At 61.9% G+C, this 17,381-nt stretch carries 19 protein-coding genes and 1 tRNA gene; 12 read left to right on the plus strand and 8 right to left on the minus strand.

Features of this window, described 5'->3' with window-relative positions; all coding sequences use genetic code 11:
- Window positions 1-12 precede the first annotated feature (12 nt).
- Together argC and NKH16_RS03640 are read left to right on the plus strand one after the other, a co-directional pair.
- Window positions 13-939, plus strand: coding sequence for an N-acetyl-gamma-glutamyl-phosphate reductase (gene argC, locus NKH16_RS03635; RefSeq protein ID WP_352449330.1), 927 nt, complete (start codon window positions 13-15; stop codon window positions 937-939).
- Complete coding sequence (locus tag NKH16_RS03640) at window positions 940-1,779, plus strand: aminoglycoside phosphotransferase family protein (RefSeq protein WP_352449329.1); 840 nt, start codon at window positions 940-942, stop codon at window positions 1,777-1,779.
- Here the strand turns inward: NKH16_RS03640 and NKH16_RS03645 are convergent.
- The gene (locus tag NKH16_RS03645; protein ID WP_352898380.1) at window positions 1,769-2,863 is read right to left on the minus strand and encodes a COX15/CtaA family protein; all 1,095 of its coding nucleotides are present in this window, start codon (window positions 2,861-2,863) and stop codon (window positions 1,769-1,771) included. The two genes, NKH16_RS03640 and NKH16_RS03645, sit on opposite strands and share 11 nt — an antisense overlap.
- 151 nt (window positions 2,864-3,014) lie before the next feature.
- On the opposite strand from NKH16_RS03645, the gene NKH16_RS03650 reads away from it, so the two are divergent.
- Complete coding sequence (locus NKH16_RS03650; RefSeq protein ID WP_023674629.1) at window positions 3,015-3,242, plus strand: DUF2842 domain-containing protein; 228 nt, start codon at window positions 3,015-3,017, stop codon at window positions 3,240-3,242.
- On the opposite strand, the gene NKH16_RS03655 is transcribed toward NKH16_RS03650, so the two are convergent.
- A complete protein-coding gene (locus NKH16_RS03655; protein WP_352449326.1) occupies window positions 3,239-4,297 on the minus strand; it encodes a polysaccharide deacetylase family protein in 1,059 nt (352 codons plus the stop codon). The two genes, NKH16_RS03650 and NKH16_RS03655, sit on opposite strands and share 4 nt — an antisense overlap.
- 90 nt (window positions 4,298-4,387) lie before the next feature.
- On the opposite strand from NKH16_RS03655, the gene NKH16_RS03660 reads away from it, so the two are divergent.
- Window positions 4,388-5,617: a GNAT family N-acetyltransferase gene (locus tag NKH16_RS03660; RefSeq protein ID WP_352745894.1), complete on the plus strand. Its 1,230-nt coding sequence runs from the start codon at window positions 4,388-4,390 to the stop codon at window positions 5,615-5,617.
- Window positions 5,618-5,640: 23 nt separating this feature from the next.
- Here NKH16_RS03660 and NKH16_RS03665 read toward each other — a convergent pair whose 3' ends face one another.
- Window positions 5,641-7,890 (minus strand): GumC family protein, encoded by a 2,250-nt coding sequence (locus NKH16_RS03665; RefSeq protein WP_352745896.1) that lies wholly within the window; start codon window positions 7,888-7,890, stop codon window positions 5,641-5,643.
- A 255-nt stretch (window positions 7,891-8,145) separates the two neighbouring features.
- Here NKH16_RS03665 and NKH16_RS03670 point away from each other — a divergent pair, with 255 nt between their 5' ends.
- The 7 genes from NKH16_RS03670 to NKH16_RS03700 all read left to right on the plus strand — a co-directional run bounded on the left by NKH16_RS03670 (window position 8,146) and on the right by NKH16_RS03700 (window position 14,241).
- The gene (locus NKH16_RS03670; RefSeq protein ID WP_023674625.1) at window positions 8,146-8,709 is read left to right on the plus strand and encodes a polysaccharide biosynthesis/export family protein; all 564 of its coding nucleotides are present in this window, start codon (window positions 8,146-8,148) and stop codon (window positions 8,707-8,709) included.
- Between the two features lie 12 nt (window positions 8,710-8,721).
- Window positions 8,722-9,846, plus strand: a complete 1,125-nt coding sequence (locus NKH16_RS03675) for a glycosyltransferase family 4 protein (RefSeq protein ID WP_352745899.1) — start codon at window positions 8,722-8,724, stop codon at window positions 9,844-9,846.
- 116 nt (window positions 9,847-9,962) lie between these two features.
- On the plus strand, window positions 9,963-11,498 hold the full coding sequence (locus NKH16_RS03680; RefSeq protein WP_352702579.1) for an undecaprenyl-phosphate glucose phosphotransferase: 1,536 nt from the start codon (window positions 9,963-9,965) through the stop codon (window positions 11,496-11,498).
- Window positions 11,495-12,784, plus strand: a complete 1,290-nt coding sequence (locus NKH16_RS03685; RefSeq protein WP_352745902.1) for an O-antigen ligase family protein — start codon at window positions 11,495-11,497, stop codon at window positions 12,782-12,784. Before NKH16_RS03680 ends, NKH16_RS03685 begins: the two co-directional genes overlap by 4 nt.
- A gap of 36 nt (window positions 12,785-12,820) precedes the next feature.
- A tRNA-Pro gene (locus NKH16_RS03690) sits at window positions 12,821-12,897 on the plus strand.
- Window positions 12,898-13,665: 768 nt separating this feature from the next.
- Window positions 13,666-13,899 (plus strand): hypothetical protein, encoded by a 234-nt coding sequence (locus tag NKH16_RS03695; RefSeq protein ID WP_352471996.1) that lies wholly within the window; start codon window positions 13,666-13,668, stop codon window positions 13,897-13,899.
- A gap of 147 nt (window positions 13,900-14,046) precedes the next feature.
- Window positions 14,047-14,241, plus strand: coding sequence for a hypothetical protein (locus NKH16_RS03700; RefSeq protein WP_352745904.1), 195 nt, complete (start codon window positions 14,047-14,049; stop codon window positions 14,239-14,241).
- Between the two features lie 38 nt (window positions 14,242-14,279).
- Here NKH16_RS03700 and NKH16_RS03705 read toward each other — a convergent pair whose 3' ends face one another.
- On the minus strand, window positions 14,280-14,738 hold the full coding sequence (locus NKH16_RS03705; protein ID WP_352542413.1) for a YbaK/EbsC family protein: 459 nt from the start codon (window positions 14,736-14,738) through the stop codon (window positions 14,280-14,282).
- 120 nt (window positions 14,739-14,858) lie between these two features.
- Window positions 14,859-15,137 carry a helix-turn-helix domain-containing protein gene (locus NKH16_RS03710; RefSeq protein ID WP_352745907.1) on the minus strand — a complete coding sequence of 93 codons (279 nt, stop codon included), beginning with the start codon at window positions 15,135-15,137 and terminating at the stop codon, window positions 14,859-14,861.
- Window positions 15,138-15,454: 317 nt separating this feature from the next.
- Here NKH16_RS03710 and NKH16_RS03715 point away from each other — a divergent pair, with 317 nt between their 5' ends.
- Window positions 15,455-15,646, plus strand: coding sequence for a hypothetical protein (locus tag NKH16_RS03715; protein WP_023674514.1), 192 nt, complete (start codon window positions 15,455-15,457; stop codon window positions 15,644-15,646).
- Window positions 15,647-15,772: 126 nt separating this feature from the next.
- On the opposite strand, the gene NKH16_RS03720 is transcribed toward NKH16_RS03715, so the two are convergent.
- From NKH16_RS03720 to NKH16_RS03730, 3 genes are all read right to left on the minus strand, one after another.
- A complete protein-coding gene (locus NKH16_RS03720; RefSeq protein WP_023674512.1) occupies window positions 15,773-16,114 on the minus strand; it encodes a hypothetical protein in 342 nt (113 codons plus the stop codon).
- Between the two features lie 74 nt (window positions 16,115-16,188).
- The gene (locus tag NKH16_RS03725; protein ID WP_023674511.1) at window positions 16,189-16,731 is read right to left on the minus strand and encodes a MerR family transcriptional regulator; all 543 of its coding nucleotides are present in this window, start codon (window positions 16,729-16,731) and stop codon (window positions 16,189-16,191) included.
- A 245-nt stretch (window positions 16,732-16,976) separates the two neighbouring features.
- On the minus strand, window positions 16,977-17,300 hold the full coding sequence (locus tag NKH16_RS03730; RefSeq protein ID WP_023717292.1) for an integration host factor subunit alpha: 324 nt from the start codon (window positions 17,298-17,300) through the stop codon (window positions 16,977-16,979).
- Window positions 17,301-17,381: the final 81 nt, after the last annotated feature.

Consider the following 17,381-nt stretch of genomic DNA (forward strand, 5'->3'; position numbering starts at 1 on the left):
TTTTGGCAAGCAATGAAACCGAAAATCTTCATCGACGGCGAGCACGGCACCACCGGTCTGCAGATAAGGGCGCTGCTTGCCGAGCGTGGCGACCTGGAAATCATCTCCATCCCGACCGAGCGCCGCAAGGAAACGGCAGCGCGCGCCGAGTTCCTCAATGCCGCCGATGTCGCGATTCTCTGCCTACCGGACGCGGCCGCCAAGGAAAGCGTTTCGCTGATCGCCAATGACACCACCAAAGTGATCGACGCCTCGACGGCGCATCGTGTCGCCGATGGGTGGGAATATGGTTTCGCCGAAATGGACAAGGACCAGGCGAAGAAGATCGCTTCGGCGAAGCGCGTCGCCAATCCGGGCTGCTGGCCGCAAGGACCAATCGCGACGCTGCGGCCGCTGGTTGCGGCGGGGCTGCTGCCGGCCGATTTTCCGGTCACCGTCAACGGCATTTCCGGCTATTCCGGCGGCGGCCGGCCGATGATCGAGGATTATGTCGGCAAGGGCGAGGATGCGCCGGAATTCCTGCCCTACGGGCTGACGCTGCAGCACAAGCACGTGCCTGAGCTTAGGACCTATGCTAAGCTTTCGCACGATCCAATCATGCAGCCGGCGGTCGGCAATTTCGCGCAAGGCATGATCACGGTGGTGCCGCTGCAACTCGGCGGCCTCGACCATGTGCCGACCGGCGCCGAGCTTCACGCGGCGATCGCCGATCATTTCGCTTCCATCGATGGCGGCGTGGTCGAGGTGGCGCCGTATCTGCATCAGGAACGCATGCCTGACATCGATCCGGAGATCTATAATGGCACCAACCGGATGAAGCTCTACGTCTTCGCCAATGACGATCGAGCGCAGGCGCTGCTGCTTGCGGTCTATGACAATCTCGGCAAGGGCGCCTCGGGCGCCGCCGTGCAGAACATGGATCTGATGCTCGGCCTCTAAATGGATGTGCCGGCATTTCCAAAGCGCTGGAAGGTCGGCGCGCCCGAACTCATCGCCGAAACGTTCAGCAGCCGCATCTGGAAGGTCGCGCGCGAGGACGGCTCGCCGGCAATCGTCAAGGATCTAAAGCCTTTCGACGATGTCGAGGACGAGTTGCGTGGCGAGCATTTCCTCGCCTGGCGACGCGGCGAAGGCGCGGTGCGGCTGCTGGGCCGCGATGGCCACCGCATGCTGCTCGAGTATGCCGGCGAAACCTCGCTGTCACAGATGATTGCGGATCAGGGCGACAATGCCGCCACCGCGATCGCGGCGGAGGTAATGGCCAAGCTGTTCTCGCCGTCGAAGCACCCTGCTCCACCGGACCTTCAGCCGTTGCGGACCCGGTTTTCCAGCCTGTTCAAAAAGGCGAAGGCCGATCGCGCCGCCGGCGAAAAGAGCCTGTATGTCGAAGCTGCCGAAATCGCGGAACGGCTGTTGTCCAATCCGCACGACGTACGGCCGCTGCATGGCGACCTGCATCACGACAACATCATGCACGGTCCGCGCGGCTGGCTGGCGATCGATCCAAAGGGCGTTCTCGGCGACCCCGGCTTCGATGCCGCCAATGTGTTCTACAACCCACTCGACCGAGACGATCTTTGCCTCGATCCGCGGCGGATCGCGCATATGGCGCATGTCTTTGCAGCAACGCTCGGCCAGTCGCCGCCCGCGATACTGGACCACGCCATCGCCTATGGCTGCCTGTCGGCTGCATGGCACCATGAAGATCGCAATGCGGTCGACGAAAACCGCGAACTGGCGATTGCCGCGGCAATCCGGCGGGTGCGGCTCAGCCTCTGAGAGCGATCTCGTGGGGCAGCGGGTAAGCGCCCTTGGTACCGCGCCAATGCGCGGCGGCGAAGCCCAGCAGAAACAGCGCGAATGCCTGATGCGTCAGGGCCATGTGCAGAGGCACCTGCATCAATAGCGTGCCGATGCCGATCGACGCCTGCACCACGACAATCAGGAACAGCAGCGTCGCGCGTCGGGCATGCGTCGTGCCCGGCAGGCGCTGGCGTGTCGCAATCATGTGCCAGAGCGCGACCGCGAAGATCGTGTAGGCGCCGACCCGGTGGACGAATTGCACCGTCTTCGGGTTTTCGAAGAAATTGCGCCATGCCGGCTCCAGCAGCAGCAGGTCGCCGGGAACCAGCTTGCCGTCCATCAGCGGCCAGGTGGTGTAGCTCAAGCCGGCGTCTAGCCCTGCGACCAGCCCGCCGAGATAGATCTGGACCAGCGCCAGCAGCACCAGGAAGCCGGCCAGACGTTGCGTCGAGCGGTCGGCAGCAGGTTCCGAGTGCGGCGCCAGCCCACGCGCGACCACCATGGTCGCCGTGAAGATCAGCGCCGCCAGCGTCAGATGCGTCGCCAGCCGGTATTGGCTGACCGAAACCCGGTCAACCAACCCGGACGCCACCATCCACCAGCCTATCGCGCCCTGCAGGGCGCCGAGAAGGAGGATGCCCGACAACTTCGTGCCGAGGCCCCGCTCGATGCGGCGCGTCGCCCAGAAGAGCAGCAGCGGCAGGGCGAAGACCACGCCGACACTACGCGCCAGGATGCGGTGCACCCATTCCCACCAGAAGATCGACTTGAACGCCTCGATGCTCATGCCGTTGTTGAGTTCGGCATATTGCGGGGTCTGCTGGTAGCGCAGGAACTCCTCCTGCCACTCGGCATCATTGAGCGGCGGGATGACGCCGTGTATCGGCTGCCATTCGGTGATCGACAGGCCGGAATTGGTGAGCCTTGTAGCGCCGCCGACCAGTACCAGCGCAAACAGCACCAGGAGCACGACATAGAGCCAACCGCGTACCAGCGCGCGGTTGCGAAGGTCGCGATCGCGGGCGGCGAAAGGCGCGGCATCGGATATGGCAGCAGCCATGGATTTGTCCCGGCGGTTGAAGTCGCGGATTGGTGAACCATCGCAACCCGGCTTGCAAGACCGGACAGCGCGGCACGCCGTCGCGCCGTTTCTGGCGGGTTGCGCGTATTGGCTGTTCGGCCTAAGCGATAGCGATCAACGAGATCGCGCCATGCCCATTCGCCTGAAAAAGCTGATCGGAAGCTTCCTGCTGGTAGTGCTGGTCATAGTCTATGCGCTGGTCGCCTCGATTGTGGCGGTCGCCCAATTGTCGCAGTCCGGGCCGCTGGCGCACTTCATCTTCTTCCTGCTCAGCGGGCTTTTGTGGGTGCTGCCGGCGATGGGCATCATCAAATGGCTGATCCTGGAGCCGCGGCCGAAGGGGCGAGGCAACAGTTAGATCGTCACCACCGTCTTGCCGGCATTGGCCAGCGGCGTCGTCACGCCCGACAACATTGTTCGGATGTGGGCGACGCTCTGGTAGCGGCCATTGACCGAAATGCGCGGCAGGGCGTGCAGGAAGCCGGCATGCTCGGCGCGGAGTATGCCGTGGCGGGTCGTCACCGCCGAGGCGTAGCCGGCATCGCGGACTAGGCCTACTTCGCGGCGGCCGACGGCACTGGCATAACCGTAGGGATAGGCGAAATGGCGCGGCTCCTCGCCGAGTTTGGCCTGCAATATGCGCTTGACATCGCCGATCTCATGTCGCGCATCGCTCTCGGAAAGCCGCTTCAGATTGCAGTGATTGACGCTATGTGCGCCGATCGTCACCAGCGGGTGCCCGGCCATGGTGCGGATCTCGTCCCAGTTCATCAGCGTGCTCGGGCGCGGACCACCCAACTCGATGCCGTTCGAGCGCGCCAGATCCCGCAACACCGCACGCTGGTCCTGCTCGCGCACCTTCAGCGTCAGATGAGCGTGCAGGCGCGCATTGGCCTGGACCTTTTTTCCCGGACTCGAGCAGTCGATTGTCACCGGGCCATCCGGCGTCGTCAGCGTCAGGCGATCGCGCGCATTGACGATGTCCTCGACCACGTCCCACCACAAATCGGCAGCGCCGTCGATCAGCCCCGGCGCGACGTAGATGGTGATCGGCGCGCCGTGTTTCTCCAGCACCGGCAGCGCCTCGGTCATGTTGTCTCGATAGGCGTCGTCGGCGGTGATTGTCGCAAACTGGCCGTCCTTGTCGCCAGCCTTGATGCGCTCGATCGCCTCGTCAAGCGTGACGAAACTGTAGCCGTTCGCCTTCATGTCGGCGATCACGGTGTCGAGGAACCCGGGCGCGATGTTCAAGTGGCGGTTGACGCCGTTCGGCTTTTCCGGCGTCGCGGTAACCCGATGCAGCATCAGGATGGCGCCAAGGCCGCCGATAAACGGCTTGGCCAGCGGCGCGAGACCGGAATAGCGGGCGATATTGAGCGCCAGTTTGCGGATTGCCTCGCCCCCGTCGATCATTCATTCACCTTTTGCGCCTAAGCTCATCAAGCATGGAATGCGCCTGCGCGGGACCCCCAATCGCGACGAATACGCCCTAAGGATTGAGGTATGGTTGACGCCACCGCGTCATTTGACGGCAATCGGCTGGCAAGCAGCGAGGCGTCGCCGTGTGCCTTGCCGGCCGGCAAAGCCGGCCTGTCAACCTCGGTCGCCGATAGTGCGGCGTTGGCGGCGTACGCAGAATTCTGCCATTCGGCGCTTTTTGCCCCTGCGCAAAGCGCAGGCTGGATCCTGAACTGGGCCGCACATACCGGCGCCGACGTTGTCGTTGCGACGCTGCGCGCCGAGGACAGGCCGGTTTTCTCACTGGCGCTGGAGGTCACTCGCAGTGGAGCGTTCCGCGTCGCCCGGTTCATGGGCGGCCGCCATGCAAACGGCAATTTTGCCGCCGCCGACCCGCAATGGCTGGCGAATGCCGATAGCGCGGCGATCCGCTCGATGCTGGCTGCGATTGCCAAGGCGCGGCGCGACATCGATCTTGTTGCGCTGGAGCGGTTGCTGCCCGATCTCGACGGCGTTGCCAACCCGCTCTCCGCCTTGCCGCATTTTTCGAGCCCCAATCTGTCGCTGGCCGCCGGTCTTGTGGGAGGATTTGACGCACTGCTCACCCGCGTGAGCGGCAAGCGCAGGCGCAAGAAGCATCGCTCGCAGGCGCGCAAGTTCGAGGCCGTTGGCAGCTATCGTCGCATCGAGGCGAGAACTGCGGACGAGGTGCACATGCTGCTCGATGCCTTTTTCGAGATGAAGGAATTCCGCTTCCGCAAGATGGGCATCGCCAATGTTTTCGGTGAGGCGGAGGTGCGCGCTTTTTTCCGCTCGCTGTTTGCCGACGCGCTTCAAGAGGAAGATCCGTCCTTCGTCCTGCATGGGCTGGAAGTCGCCGGCAAACTTCGTGCAGTCACCGGGTCGAGCCGCTCGGGCAAGCGGCTGATCTGCGAATTCGGGGCGATTGCCGAGGACGACCTCGCACACACCAGCCCGGGCGACTTCCTGTTCTTCGAGAACATCCAGGAAGCCTGCGAGGCGGGTTTCGAAATCTATGATTTCTCGGTCGGCGACGAACCCTACAAGCGATTGTGGTGCGATGTCGAAACGCAGCATTTCGAGGTGCTGGTTCCGCTGACGCCGAAAGGTCGTGCGCTGGCGCTTGCGCTCAGGCACGGCGCAAGCCTGAAGGCATTCATCAAGCACAGCCCAATGGTCTGGAAGCTGACCAAGCTGCTGCGCCGTAAAGCCGTGGGGCGGACAGCACCGGCCGCAGGCGAAGACGACAGCTGATTTCGATTTGAGAGAAAACTGCCTCAGGCGGCCGAGCGCCGTCCCGGCATTGGGCCCGGCGCCACATGGCCGATGGGCGTGACCAGCGTCAGGTCGGGATAGCCACTCTCGATGAGCGCGACCGCGGCCTGCGTCACCTCGTCGTCCGGCTCAAGCATGGAGAGCAAGACCTCGGTCCCCTCGCCCACCAGGCGGCTGATGCCTTGCGCGTCGGCCGGTCCGCATTCGACCACGACCAAATCATAGGCGGTGGTCAGCGACTGCATGATGATCGGCAGCCGGTCGGCGGCGCGCATGGCGCGGACCGGATCGGCTGTGCCGACGGGAATAACGTGGCAGTCCGAATAGAGATCGGGGTGGATCACATCGCTGAACTGCGCTTGCGAGGCGAGCAGATCGGTGATGCCCGGAAACAGCCCGCTGTCCAGCATCGGCCGCGAGGCGGCACCCGAAGCGGTGAGATCAAGCAGCAGCACGCGAAGCCCGGCGTCGGAGACTGCGCGCGCCACCAGCACTGCCGAGGCAGCCGCCTCGTCGCCTTCTGGCGACACGAATATGGCGCGGGCGGCACCGGTGGCGATCAGTTTTTCCGCGGCCTTGTCGATGTCGACCTCGCCGAGGATAGAACGTGCCGGTTCAATGTCTCCAGCGGCCATTTCAGAGTACTCCGGTTCGATTTTCTCGGCAGCCGCTTCCGCCACCGCGACGGGTTCCGGCTCCACTTTGCTTTCAATGATATTGTCGTCGTCGGCCTCATCGATCTCGACGACTGCCGGTTCGGACCGGCCAACCGACGGGTCGGGCTCGGCCATCACGCGTTCGGCCTGGACAGCCGGCATCGCAACCTGCTCGATGCGCTCGAAATGGGCACCGGCGGCCGGACGCATGGCGCGGCCGGAAAACAGTTCCTGCAGCAGCGTGACGATCGCCATGATGAGCAACGAGCCGACAAAGGCCGCACTGACAATCGGACCAATCTTGGGGAAATAAGGTTCGGCCGGCACCTGGGCGTCCGAAAATACGCGAGCGTCGACGGGCAGATAGTTGCGATCCTTGCGTGCGGCCGCCTGGAGATAGCTGGATGAATAGAGATCGAGCTGCTGACGCTTGGTCGCGGCATCACGCTGCAGCGCATCGAGTTCCACCTGCTCTTCGCCGGCGCGGGCGGACGCCGCCTTCAGCGTGTTGACGTCTGCCACGAGTTGAGCCTCTCGCGCCTTCGCCGTCTCGGCCTGCGCCATCAGACCTTTCATGATCTTTTCCGCTTCGTTGCGGATCTGGCGGTCGAGATCCGCGAGCTGCGACTTCAGCGCGCGGATGCGCGGATGGTTGTCGAGCAAGGTGGTGGAAAGGTCGGCGATGTTGTTCTTGAGTTCGACTTGCCGCTCGCGTAGGCGCTGGATCAGTTCGGAAGACAACACCTCCGGAACGGCATCCAGCGAGCCGCCATTGCGCAACGCCCTGCGCACGCTGTCGGCGGTCGCTTCCGCCGAAGCGCGATTGGCGCGCACGCGTGACAGTTCGCTCGACAATTCGGACAGCTGCTGGGTGGCAAGCACCGAATTGTTGCCGCCCATCAAAAGATCGGACTGCGCACGGAATGCGGCAACCTTGGCTTCCGCCTCCTTCACCCGGTTCTGCAGATCCGCGATTTCCGGCGCCAGAAAGTCGGTGGCGGCGGAATTCGATTCGAGCTTGGCATTGCCCTTGGAGGCGATATAGGCGTTTGCAATGGCGTTCGGGATCGCGGCGGCAAGCTTTGGATCCTCTGACGAGAACTCGATTGCGATCGCGCGGGTTTTTTCAACGCCATAGACGTTGAGCTTCTCATGCATTGCGTCCAGCACGCGCTCTTCCAGCGGAATCTCGAACGGATCGCTTTTCAAGCCAACAAGGACAAGGGCGCGGCTCAGCGCCGACATCTTCAGCGCCTCGTCGAATTCGGGCAATTTCGCCAGGTTGAGCTTCGCCGCCACCTGCTTGAGGATGTCGGGGGACGAGATGATCTGGACCTCGGTGGCCACAGCCTCTTCGTCGGGAATCGACCGCTCGTTGCTGTTGGCCCCGGCTGGCCGCGTGAACTCCGATTCTCGAGGCCCGATCTCCAGCTTGGCTGCCGCCTTGTATTCGGGCGTTGCAAGCCAGGCGAGCGCAAAGGCCAGGCCGGTTACAACCAGTGCGACGACAAGGATGCGCAGCCAGTTTCGCGCCAGGCTGGCGAAAAGCTGCCTGAGATCGACGTCGACATCTGCGGCCGCGGATTGAACGGACATGCATCCCTGCTCCGGTACTGAGTCAGCATGCACCGTAAACAACTATGGTAACTCAGCCGTTAATATCGCGGTAAGAACCTGTCAGGCTCTATTAATAAGCCGCAAACAAGAGGCTGAAAACCATCTGCATTCGTCGATCCGGCCCGCATCGGCCGCGCGCCTTTACCGGCCATTAACCCTAACAGGATGATAACCGAGCTCGATCGTTAAGGTTTGCCGCAGAGTCGCCGGCTATTCAAAGGTACGTGTCCGCTCATGAAAAGCACTGCTCCCCTTTTCCGCGCGCTGCTTGCCGTATCGATGCTTTCGGGCTGCTCCAGCTACCGGCCGACGCCGGCCGCATTCCATGAAGTTCTCGACCAGCCCTATCGCCTCGGCGCCGGCGACCGCGTCCGCGTAACCGTGTTCGAGCAGGAAGGACTGACCAATACCTACAGCGTCGACCAGTCCGGCTATCTCTCGCTGCCGCTCGTCGGCAACGTGCCGGCGCGCGGCCACACCGCCCAACAGCTTGAAAGCGAGATCGCCGAGAAACTGCGCCAGGGTTATTTGCGGGATCCCGATGTTTCGGTCGAAATCGATCGCTACCGGCCGATCTTCGTCATGGGTGAAGTGGGTGCGGCGGGGCAGTATTCCTACGTTCCAGGCCTGACCGTGCAGAAAGCCGTCGCCATCGCCGGCGGGTTCACGCCACGCGCCAACCAGGAAAGCGTCGACATTACCCGCGACATCAACGGCAAGGTGATAACCGGACGCGTGGTGACCTCCGACCCGCTACTGCCCGGCGATACAGTCTATGTTCGCGAACGCCTGTTTTGATGTGCTGACAAAGTGGCGGACACACTCAGGATCGTCCACTGCTTTCGCTCACCGGTCGGAGGCATCTTCCGGCATGTGCGCGACCTGACCGAGGCTCAGGTCGAGGCCGGCCATGCCGTCGGCATCGTCTGCGATTCGACGACGGGCGGCGATTTCGAGGAACGGCTGTTCGAACAGATGAAAGGCAGCCTGGCGCTCGGCATTCACCGCACCCCGATGCAGCGGCATGTCGGGCCAGGCGATCTCGCCTCGGCCCGGCGCACCTATAGGATCATAAAAGAATTGCGGCCGGACGTGCTGCACGGGCATGGCGCCAAAGGTGGCGCCTATGCCCGTCTGTTCGGCTCATTGTTGCGGGTATCCAGGTCTCGCGTAGCCCGCCTTTATTCGCCGCATGGCGGCTCGCTTCACTATGACGAGACCACCGCCATGGGGAAGCTGTTCTTCGCGCTCGAGCGCTTCATGGCTCGCTTCACCGATTGCCTGCTGTTTGTTTCCGATTATGAGCGGCGGACCTATCGCAGGAAGGTCGGCGAGCCGCCCATTCCGAACGCTCTCGTCCACAACGGCCTGCGCGCCGCCGAGTTCGAGCCGGTGCGGACCGAGCACAATGCGGTTGACCTCCTCTATATCGGCATGATGCGCGATCTCAAGGGCCCGGACATCTTCATCGATGCGCTGGGGCTAGCCGCGACACGGCTCGGCCGCCCATTGAAAGCGCTGATGGTCGGCGACGGCGACGACCTGGCGCGCTATCGCGCCCAGGTGAATCAGCTCGGCCTCGAGGTCAGCTTCCTGGCGCCGATGCCGGCCAGGCTCGCCTTCAGGCTGGCCGAACTGGTCGTCGTTCCCTCGCGCGCGGAAGCCATGCCCTATATAGTTCTGGAAGCGCTCGCCGCCGGCAAGCCGATCATCGCGACGGCGGTCGGCGGCATACCGGAAATCTTCGACACCGGCTCACCTGTCCTGATCCGGCCCGACCCGCGCGAACTTGGCGACAAGATAAGCGCCGCATTGGCCGATCTCGACACCTACAAAGGCCTGATGCCCGGCCTCGCCGACCTCAAGGCACGCTTCGGCGCCGATGTAATGGCCGCCGAAATCGAAAAGGCCTATTTCGCCGCGCTCAAAAAATAGAGCAACGGGTTTCCACCGGGCTGCTCCTGGTGAAAGCGTCTCCAAAGCCATCTGTTGTTTCAAGGGTTTCTTAGCTCTCTTTTGCTATTCACCTGAGGGAAACCTGCGGACGCCCCATGAACGAAATCGACCCAGCGCGCCGTTTTTCGCTAGACGCGGTGCGCAAATTCGACGCCCCTGCCGAGAACAATACGGCCGGCGGCATGAACGATGTTGCCCGCCAGGTCGCCTCGCAATACCGGCGCGATACGATGTCGCCGATCATGGTGAGCGGCGTCCTGCGCATGGTGGAATTCGCGCTGCTGTTGGTCTCAGGTCTTGCCGTCTATTTCTATTATGTCGGCTTTTTCAACTATCTTGCCTGGCAATACTCACTGACGATCGCCGCCACCTCGTTCCTCGCGGTCGTTCTGTTCGACGTCACCGACCGCTACCAGATCGTCGCGCTGATGCGGCCGATCGCCAATTTCGGCCGTCTCCTGCTGGTCTGGGCCGGAACATTCGCCTTGATGGCGCTCACCGCCTTCACCATGAAAATGTCGGAAGACTATTCGCGCCTGCTCTTCGGCACGTGGTTCGTCGTCGGTTTCGTGTTGATCCTGGGTCTCCGCCTGGTGATCTCGAAGCTGATCCGGCGCTGGGCGCGCGACGGGCGGATGGAGCGCCGCGCCGTCATCGTGGGCGGCGGCAAGGCCGCGGAGGTATTGATCCGCTCGGTCGAAAGGCAGCCCTACAACGACATCCGCATCTGCGGCATCTTCGACGACCGTGGTGACAAGCGTTCACCGCCGGTTGTCGCCGGCTATCCCAAGCTCGGCACGATTTCCGAGCTCATCGAATTTGCCCGCATCGCGCGCATCGACATGCTGATCGTTTCGCTGCCGCTGACCGCCGAATCGCGCGTGCTGCAATTATTGAAGAAGCTGTGGGTGCTGCCGGTCGACATCCGGCTGTCGGCGCATTCGAATGCGCTGCAGTTCAGGCCGCGCGCCTATTCCTACATCGGCTCGGTGCCGATGCTCGATATCTTCGACAAGCCTATCAACGACTGGGATTCGGTCGCGAAACGCGCCTTCGACATCGTCTTTTCGATCATCGGCATCATCGTGTTCTCGCCGGTGATGCTGGCGACCGCAATCGCGATCAAACTCGACAGCAAGGGGCCGGTGCTGTTCCATCAGAAGCGGCACGGCTTCAACAACGAGATCATCGACGTCTACAAGTTCCGTTCGATGTATACCGACAAGGCGGACCCGACGGCCAAACAGACCGTGACCAAGAACGATCCGCGCGTCACCCGCGTCGGCCGCTTCATCCGCAAGACCTCGGTCGACGAACTGCCGCAGTTCTTCAATTCGCTGTTCGGTTCGCTGTCGCTGGTCGGGCCGCGCCCGCACGCCATTGCCGCGCAGTCGCACAACCTCCTCTACAATGAAGTGGTCGACGGCTATTTCGCTCGCCACAAGGTCAAACCCGGTGTGACCGGCTGGGCGCAGATCAATGGCTGGCGCGGCGAGATGGACACCAACGAGAAGATTCGCATGCGGACGGAATACGACCTCTATTATATCGAGAACTGGTCGCTCTTGTTCGACCTCAAAATCCTGTTCCTGACGCCGATCCGACTGCTCAACACGGAAAACGCATATTGAGCGCGACGGCCTATGAATTGCCGGCGGCGGCGGTCAACGCCAAGCTGATTGCACTGATTGCGTCGGGGGCGGTTTTCCTCGGCGTTTTCCTGTCCGGTTTCGTCATTGCCGAGCCCGCGCCGTACGATCTCTACATGATCGGGCTGATCGTGGTGTGGCCCTTGTTCGGCATGCGTATACAGCGCGCGGCGGTGCCACTTCTGGTGCTGCTGGTTATCATGAACATCGGCGGTATGATCTCGATGACGCAGATGTCGGACCTCGCCGGCACGCCGCTCTATCTCGCCGTCTCGCTGTTCCTGGCCCTAACCGCGGTTTTTTTCGCTTCGGTAACGGCCGTCCGGCCCAGTCTCTACCGGGTGATCTTCGTCGCCTATGTGGTGTCGGCAGTGCTGACTTCGCTGGTCGGCATAGCCGGCTATTTCCATGCCTTTCCAGGAGCGGAGATCTTCACCAAATACGACCGTGCCGCCGGCGCCTTCCAGGACCCGAACGTGTTCGGTCCGTTCCTGGTGCTGCCCGGCATCTACCTGCTCTACCTGCTGCTTACCGGCTCGGTCGCACGCATGCCGCGATTGGCGGTGCCGTTGCTGATAATCACCGCCGGCATCTTCTTTTCCTTTTCGCGCGGCGCCTGGGGCATGTTCGCCGTTTCGGCGATCCTGCTGACCGGTGCCTTGTTCCTGCAGAGCGCCAGCGGCAAGTTCAGGCTGCGCGTCGTCGTCATGACCATCGCCGCCGTCGGACTGCTGGTCATCGCAATGATCGTCATCCTGCAACTGCCAGGCGTCGCCGAGATGTTCTCGAACCGCGCACAGCTCGAACAAAGCTACGACACCGCCCGGCTCGGCCGCTTCGCCCGCTATACGATCGGCTTTCAGATGGCACTGGAGCATCCTTTCGGCATCGGCCCGCTCGTCTTCGGCAAGATCTTCGGCGAGGACACGCACGACATCTGGCTGAAGATGCTGATGGATTACGGCTGGCTCGGCTTCGTGTCGTTCCTGACGCTGACGTGCTGGACGATCGCCGCCGGCTTCCGCATTCTGCTGCGCGACCGGCCGTGGCAGCCTTATCTTCTATGCGCCTACGTCGCCTTCATCGGCAATATCGGGCTCGGCACCTTCATCGACATCGACCACTGGCGCCATGTCTACCTGCTGCTCGGCTTGATCTGGGGTGCCATCGCGCTCGAATACCGCCACCAGTGGCAGCTGCGGGCGACGCAGCGACCGGCAATCCCCGTCGCGGTTGCTTCAGGCAGGACAGCAACCGAATTCGGTTGACCGGACCCGGTCTATCACGATACATCGCGACCGGTCCGGAGTGTAGCGCAGCCCGGTAGCGCACTTGACTGGGGGTCAAGGGGTCGTCGGTTCGAATCCGGCCACTCCGACCATTAAAATCCAAAGGCTTAGCCGGTTTTCCCCCAAAACTGGCTGTACAGACGATAGCCGCACTGCAGCCAGCGCAACATACGCAGGCGTGATCTCATCGAGGGAACCGATCACGCATCACTCGTGCGCGAGGCACGGAGGCTGGCGTCTAGCCAGAAGCCCACCGAGAAACCGCGCGGTAATGGCTAGGTAAGCTTTGCTGCTACGCCCAACCTTTATCGTGAGAAAAGGTCCCGCCGCACATGCCAGAACGGCGGGACTCGATCAGGCGCCTTGCATCAGGCAGGGGTGACTCGGGGGTTGGGCATGCCCGATACGCGCGGATCGAAGTGAACCCTAGGCGCATCAGCTGCAATGCGTCCACCAACCGTCGGTTGGAAAGAACTAATTCAATCCCGACGGCTGGCCTGGCCTGAACAGGCGCGCGCTCAAGGCTCAGTTTCTTCCCGGGGAGGAGCTTTTTGGTCAGGACAATCAGGATAGGGCAATTCTTCACACGGAGAGGGCCTGTCGCCAACGCTGCGATAATGTTCCGCGAGTTTTGCGAAACCGTAGGCGAAGGCGAAAAGAAGCGCGAGGACAACCGCTATTCGGACGGCCATACCGTATTGTAGCAGGATCCTCCCATTGGAGCGCGCGGCGTTTTGGTACGTTTGAATGTTGAGTTCGAAAAAGGTTGGCTCTAGTTGAATTGCCGTCGTCCGCAGTTGTAAGGGCGAGCGGACGCTACGAAGATGCCACGCACTTTCGCCCTTTTCGGGAGAGATGCAATGTCGCTTCAAGGAGTTGCCTGTCCTGCCGAGCTGACCATGTTGACCAAGGCACTTGATGCCCGATGCCGTGAGCTAGGCCTCGCTGATGGAGATCCAGGCAGAGAAGTGCTCGGCCGCAGAGTGATGGATTTATTTGAAAGTGGTCAGCTCAGCGCCGAAGATTTGAGACTGGCTCTGAGCGGCGAGATCTTTAACGCCAAAAATCCTCCGGCCGGAGCCAGTGGGCCTTGATACGGCAAGCGGCTATCCGCGCAGCCATTTGAATTACTGGCCCAGCGTCGGCTTCCGTGTGCGCAGGAGCGCGTGTGAACAAATGTGATTTTGCGGTCGGTGCCAGACGGGCTAACTTTACCCATCGAACGAAAGAGGAGAATGATCATGAAGACATTCCTCGCAATAGCCGCGGCACTGACCATGTCCATATCAGCTGCCTCTGCGGATTGCCCCGCGCATTCCAAGGTCCAGGCATCGGTCGACACGCAGACGAAGACAGCAAGCGTCGAGAACGCCGATATGTCGACTGTCACGGACGCTCAGACGATCAAGAAAGAAGAGCCACAGAAGACCGAGTAGCGGTAACGCTCAGCGGATCCCACGACCCGGATAAATGGCTACTGGCATACATCCACCCACTCGGCGTCGACGAGTTCGGCCAGGCGTTGCGGGCTGAGCCGTACGGCGGCATTCGTCGCGCCTGCCGCCGGGACGACCTCGTCAAAGGCGCGCAGCGAGATGTCGCAGTAGACCGGGAGCGGCGCCGGTAGGCCGAACGGGCACACCCCGCCGACGGGATGATCGGTCGCGGCGAGCACCTGGTCGGCGTCCAGCATTCGCGCCTTGCCACCAAACTGGTCCTTGAATTTGCGATTGTCCAGCCTGGAGATCCCGCTGGCCACGATCAGCATCGTCTGGTCGCCGGCGCGCAAGCAGATCGTCTTGGCAATCTGCGCCGGCGCTACGCCATGCGCTTCGGCGGCCAGAGCCACCGTCGCCGAGCTTGCCTCCGTGACGATGACGTCAATGTCGGGCGCGTGTGCGGCGAAAAAGGCGCGAACGGATTCGAGGCTCATCTCCGGCAATTTCCGTCTGGCGTCGCCGTGGCGGCCGGCAAGTCCACTACGTGGCCGAAAAAACGAAGCCCGCCAGGGCGACCCATGGCGAGCTCGTGGAATAAAAAGCATGACACGTCGCTACGACACGGATCGCCTTTTCGCAGGCAACACGGCTTCGTCGAACAGAGCGCTTTCCGGAAGTTGAAGCGCGGAGGCAATACGCCGACGTTTCGAGGGATCGGCATCCTTGCCGCTTTCAACGTCGGCAATCTCATAGGCTGCCAGCCCGCACGCCAGGGACAGCTCTTCGATGCTGTATCCACGGGCTTCCCGGGCGGTTCGGACGGCACTGCGTTCAGGCGCAACCGCGCTCGCCGCCAGTTCGGAGTAAGGTTCGCGTTTTGCTATTTGGGGCATTGGCAACTCCGTGGGATGAAAGAGTTAGATCAAATCATGTTGTTGCCTGAGACGATCGGGAGAATGCCCGCTCGCCGGTGATTTGCCAAGCATCAAAGATAGCGTCACGGCATCGTGAACCGACGCCGGAATGAATGGCGGATGCCCGCGCGCCGACATCTGGCCGGATCGTCAGCAGACACAGTTCGGAAACAAAATTCTACAGGCCGGAAAAACGGCCGAAAAACTCCAAAGCGATAGTCCCAACCGCAGCGCTCGACTCACCGACCTGAATCGGTGACGCTCAAATTCCGCCTGCGCAAAAAGGAAACGATGTCATGAAGAAGCCTCTTCTCTCCGCCCTTGGACTTGCAATCGCACTTGCCCTCTCGATGCCGATCATCGGCGCAAGCAGCGCGAATGCAACGACGATGCACACCACCGTCAAGAAGCATCACCGCCATCACTACCATCACCGCGTCCACCACTACCGCCACCATCACAAGAAGGTTGTCGCGAAGAAGTACTGAAAACACCCTCGGGCGAACAACCCGCAATCAGGCGTTCTGGTGCTTGATCAAGGGCGGCGCGCTTGCCGGGCTTTCCGTGTCGGCGAAAAATGGCGGCGGTCCGCTGACCACCGCCATTTGCTTATCTCAACGTGCCGATCTTGAACGCGCTCGCGGTGCTTGTTGCTGCCGGCCGCCGAGGAACAGACTGGCGACGAGCCCGACCAGAACCAGCCCGACAGCGGCCGCCGTCGCCGGGTGATCTCGGGCGGTCTTCTCGATCGCCCGGCCTTGCCTTCTGATTGCCGGCAAGGCGTCGCCGAGGCGCTCAGTGATATCCGAATAATAATCCGACGCGGTATCGCGCCCGTCTTCGTAAAAGGCGCCGCCCCGCTTTAACACGGCTTTCTTCAAGGTGGCCAGTTCCCTGGTCAGGGCCGCGACCTGTTTGTCCAGATCGGTGTCGGAGATGCTCGAAAGCGATGCCATGACGTGCTTCCTTCATCTGTAGAAGGAAGCCTAACGCATGACCCTGAAGACCGTTCCGGTCAGCCCGGCGGGCTCTAGCGAACCTGATCGAGCAGGCGCTTGCATTCCAGGAGGTCGAACAGCGCCTCCTGCAGCAATGCGCGATTGTCACGGGAAAGTTTTGACGTGTCCGGCGGAACCGGACCTTCCTCGTCGGTCTTGCCTATACCGAAAAAACGACGGCTGGGTTTCACCCTCGGCTGGCCAACCAGCATTTCGTCGTCCGGGCCGCGCGGCTGCGCCGCTTGCGTCAGCGGTACCGTGTCGGCCTGTCGGCGCTGCGAGATCGCCTCGACCGCCGCCATGTCGCCACTGCCGACGGCGATCAGAAACTGGTTGCCGTTCTCGCGCAACAGCTTCTGCACGCCCTTGATCGTATAGCCCTGGTCGTAGAGCATATGACGAATACCCTTGATCAGTTCTACGTCCTGCGGACGGTAGTAGCGGCGGCCGCCGCCGCGCTTCATCGGCTTGATCTGGTTGAAACGCGTCTCCCAGAAGCGCAGCACGTGCTGCGGCAAATCCAGATCCTCCGCGACCTCGCTGATGGTGCGGAAAGCATCAGGGCTCTTGTCCATGGGCGAATCCTCACGCTAGAGCATGATCGCGAAAGGCGGGAACCGGGTTCGGGCGACATCACGCTTAACAAGGAGAGCAGCTTTCCGTCCCGCCGGAACGGATCACACCCAAATACCGATCCGGCGTACCGAATCGCATCTTATTTCAGCGGTTTATGAAACAATATTCAAGCCCGGCGCAAAAGCAGGGTTCGCTTTTCAACCGAAGCCTGGAGCATGATTCTTGGCAAAGGGGGATTGGGCGGCTACTTGCTGCCCTTGGCTTTGCTGTTTTGATGGGAGCGCAGGATACGATTCTTCAGCACGTTCGACGACTTGAAGGTCATCACCCGGCGCGGCAGGATCGGCACTTCCTCACCGGTCTTGGGATTGCGCCCGATGCGCTCGTTTTTGGAGCGCACGTGGAAGGTCGCGAAGGACGACAGCTTCACCGTCTCGCCGCGAACGATCGCCTCGCAGATCTCATTCAGCACCGCCTCGACAAGCTCGGCCGATTCAGTACGCGACAGCCCAACCTTGCGGTAAACGGCTTCGGCGAGGTCGGCGCGCGTAAGTGTCTTTCCCCCCATACGAACCGTCCCATCAGCTCAAAAACATAAATCGATACAAGCAACGGCAGAACCTAAGTAATTGATCCGTCAAGGTCAAGG

Origin of the sequence: Mesorhizobium sp. M1307 (assembly GCF_040318155.1) — a bacterium.
Lineage (GTDB): Bacteria > Pseudomonadota > Alphaproteobacteria > Rhizobiales > Rhizobiaceae > Mesorhizobium.

Bases quoted from the DNA above. Each gene is read 5' to 3' on its own strand.
- argC (WP_352449330.1), top strand. From the start codon at position 13: ATGAAACCGAAAATCTTCATCGACGGCGAGCACGGCACCACCGGTCTG.
- NKH16_RS03640 (WP_352449329.1), top strand. From the start codon at position 940: ATGGATGTGCCGGCATTTCCAAAGCGCTGGAAGGTCGGCGCGCCCGAA.
- NKH16_RS03645 (WP_352898380.1), bottom strand. From the start codon at position 2,863: ATGGCTGCTGCCATATCCGATGCCGCGCCTTTCGCCGCCCGCGATCGC.
- NKH16_RS03650 (WP_023674629.1), top strand. From the start codon at position 3,015: ATGCCCATTCGCCTGAAAAAGCTGATCGGAAGCTTCCTGCTGGTAGTG.
- NKH16_RS03655 (WP_352449326.1), bottom strand. From the start codon at position 4,297: ATGATCGACGGGGGCGAGGCAATCCGCAAACTGGCGCTCAATATCGCC.
- NKH16_RS03660 (WP_352745894.1), top strand. From the start codon at position 4,388: ATGGTTGACGCCACCGCGTCATTTGACGGCAATCGGCTGGCAAGCAGC.
- NKH16_RS03665 (WP_352745896.1), bottom strand. From the start codon at position 7,890: ATGTCCGTTCAATCCGCGGCCGCAGATGTCGACGTCGATCTCAGGCAG.
- NKH16_RS03670 (WP_023674625.1), top strand. From the start codon at position 8,146: ATGAAAAGCACTGCTCCCCTTTTCCGCGCGCTGCTTGCCGTATCGATG.
- NKH16_RS03680 (WP_352702579.1), top strand. From the start codon at position 9,963: ATGAACGAAATCGACCCAGCGCGCCGTTTTTCGCTAGACGCGGTGCGC.
- NKH16_RS03695 (WP_352471996.1), top strand. From the start codon at position 13,666: ATGTCGCTTCAAGGAGTTGCCTGTCCTGCCGAGCTGACCATGTTGACC.
- NKH16_RS03700 (WP_352745904.1), top strand. From the start codon at position 14,047: ATGAAGACATTCCTCGCAATAGCCGCGGCACTGACCATGTCCATATCA.
- NKH16_RS03705 (WP_352542413.1), bottom strand. From the start codon at position 14,738: ATGAGCCTCGAATCCGTTCGCGCCTTTTTCGCCGCACACGCGCCCGAC.
- NKH16_RS03710 (WP_352745907.1), bottom strand. From the start codon at position 15,137: ATGCCCCAAATAGCAAAACGCGAACCTTACTCCGAACTGGCGGCGAGC.
- NKH16_RS03715 (WP_023674514.1), top strand. From the start codon at position 15,455: ATGAAGAAGCCTCTTCTCTCCGCCCTTGGACTTGCAATCGCACTTGCC.
- NKH16_RS03720 (WP_023674512.1), bottom strand. From the start codon at position 16,114: ATGGCATCGCTTTCGAGCATCTCCGACACCGATCTGGACAAACAGGTC.
- NKH16_RS03725 (WP_023674511.1), bottom strand. From the start codon at position 16,731: ATGGACAAGAGCCCTGATGCTTTCCGCACCATCAGCGAGGTCGCGGAG.
- NKH16_RS03730 (WP_023717292.1), bottom strand. From the start codon at position 17,300: ATGGGGGGAAAGACACTTACGCGCGCCGACCTCGCCGAAGCCGTTTAC.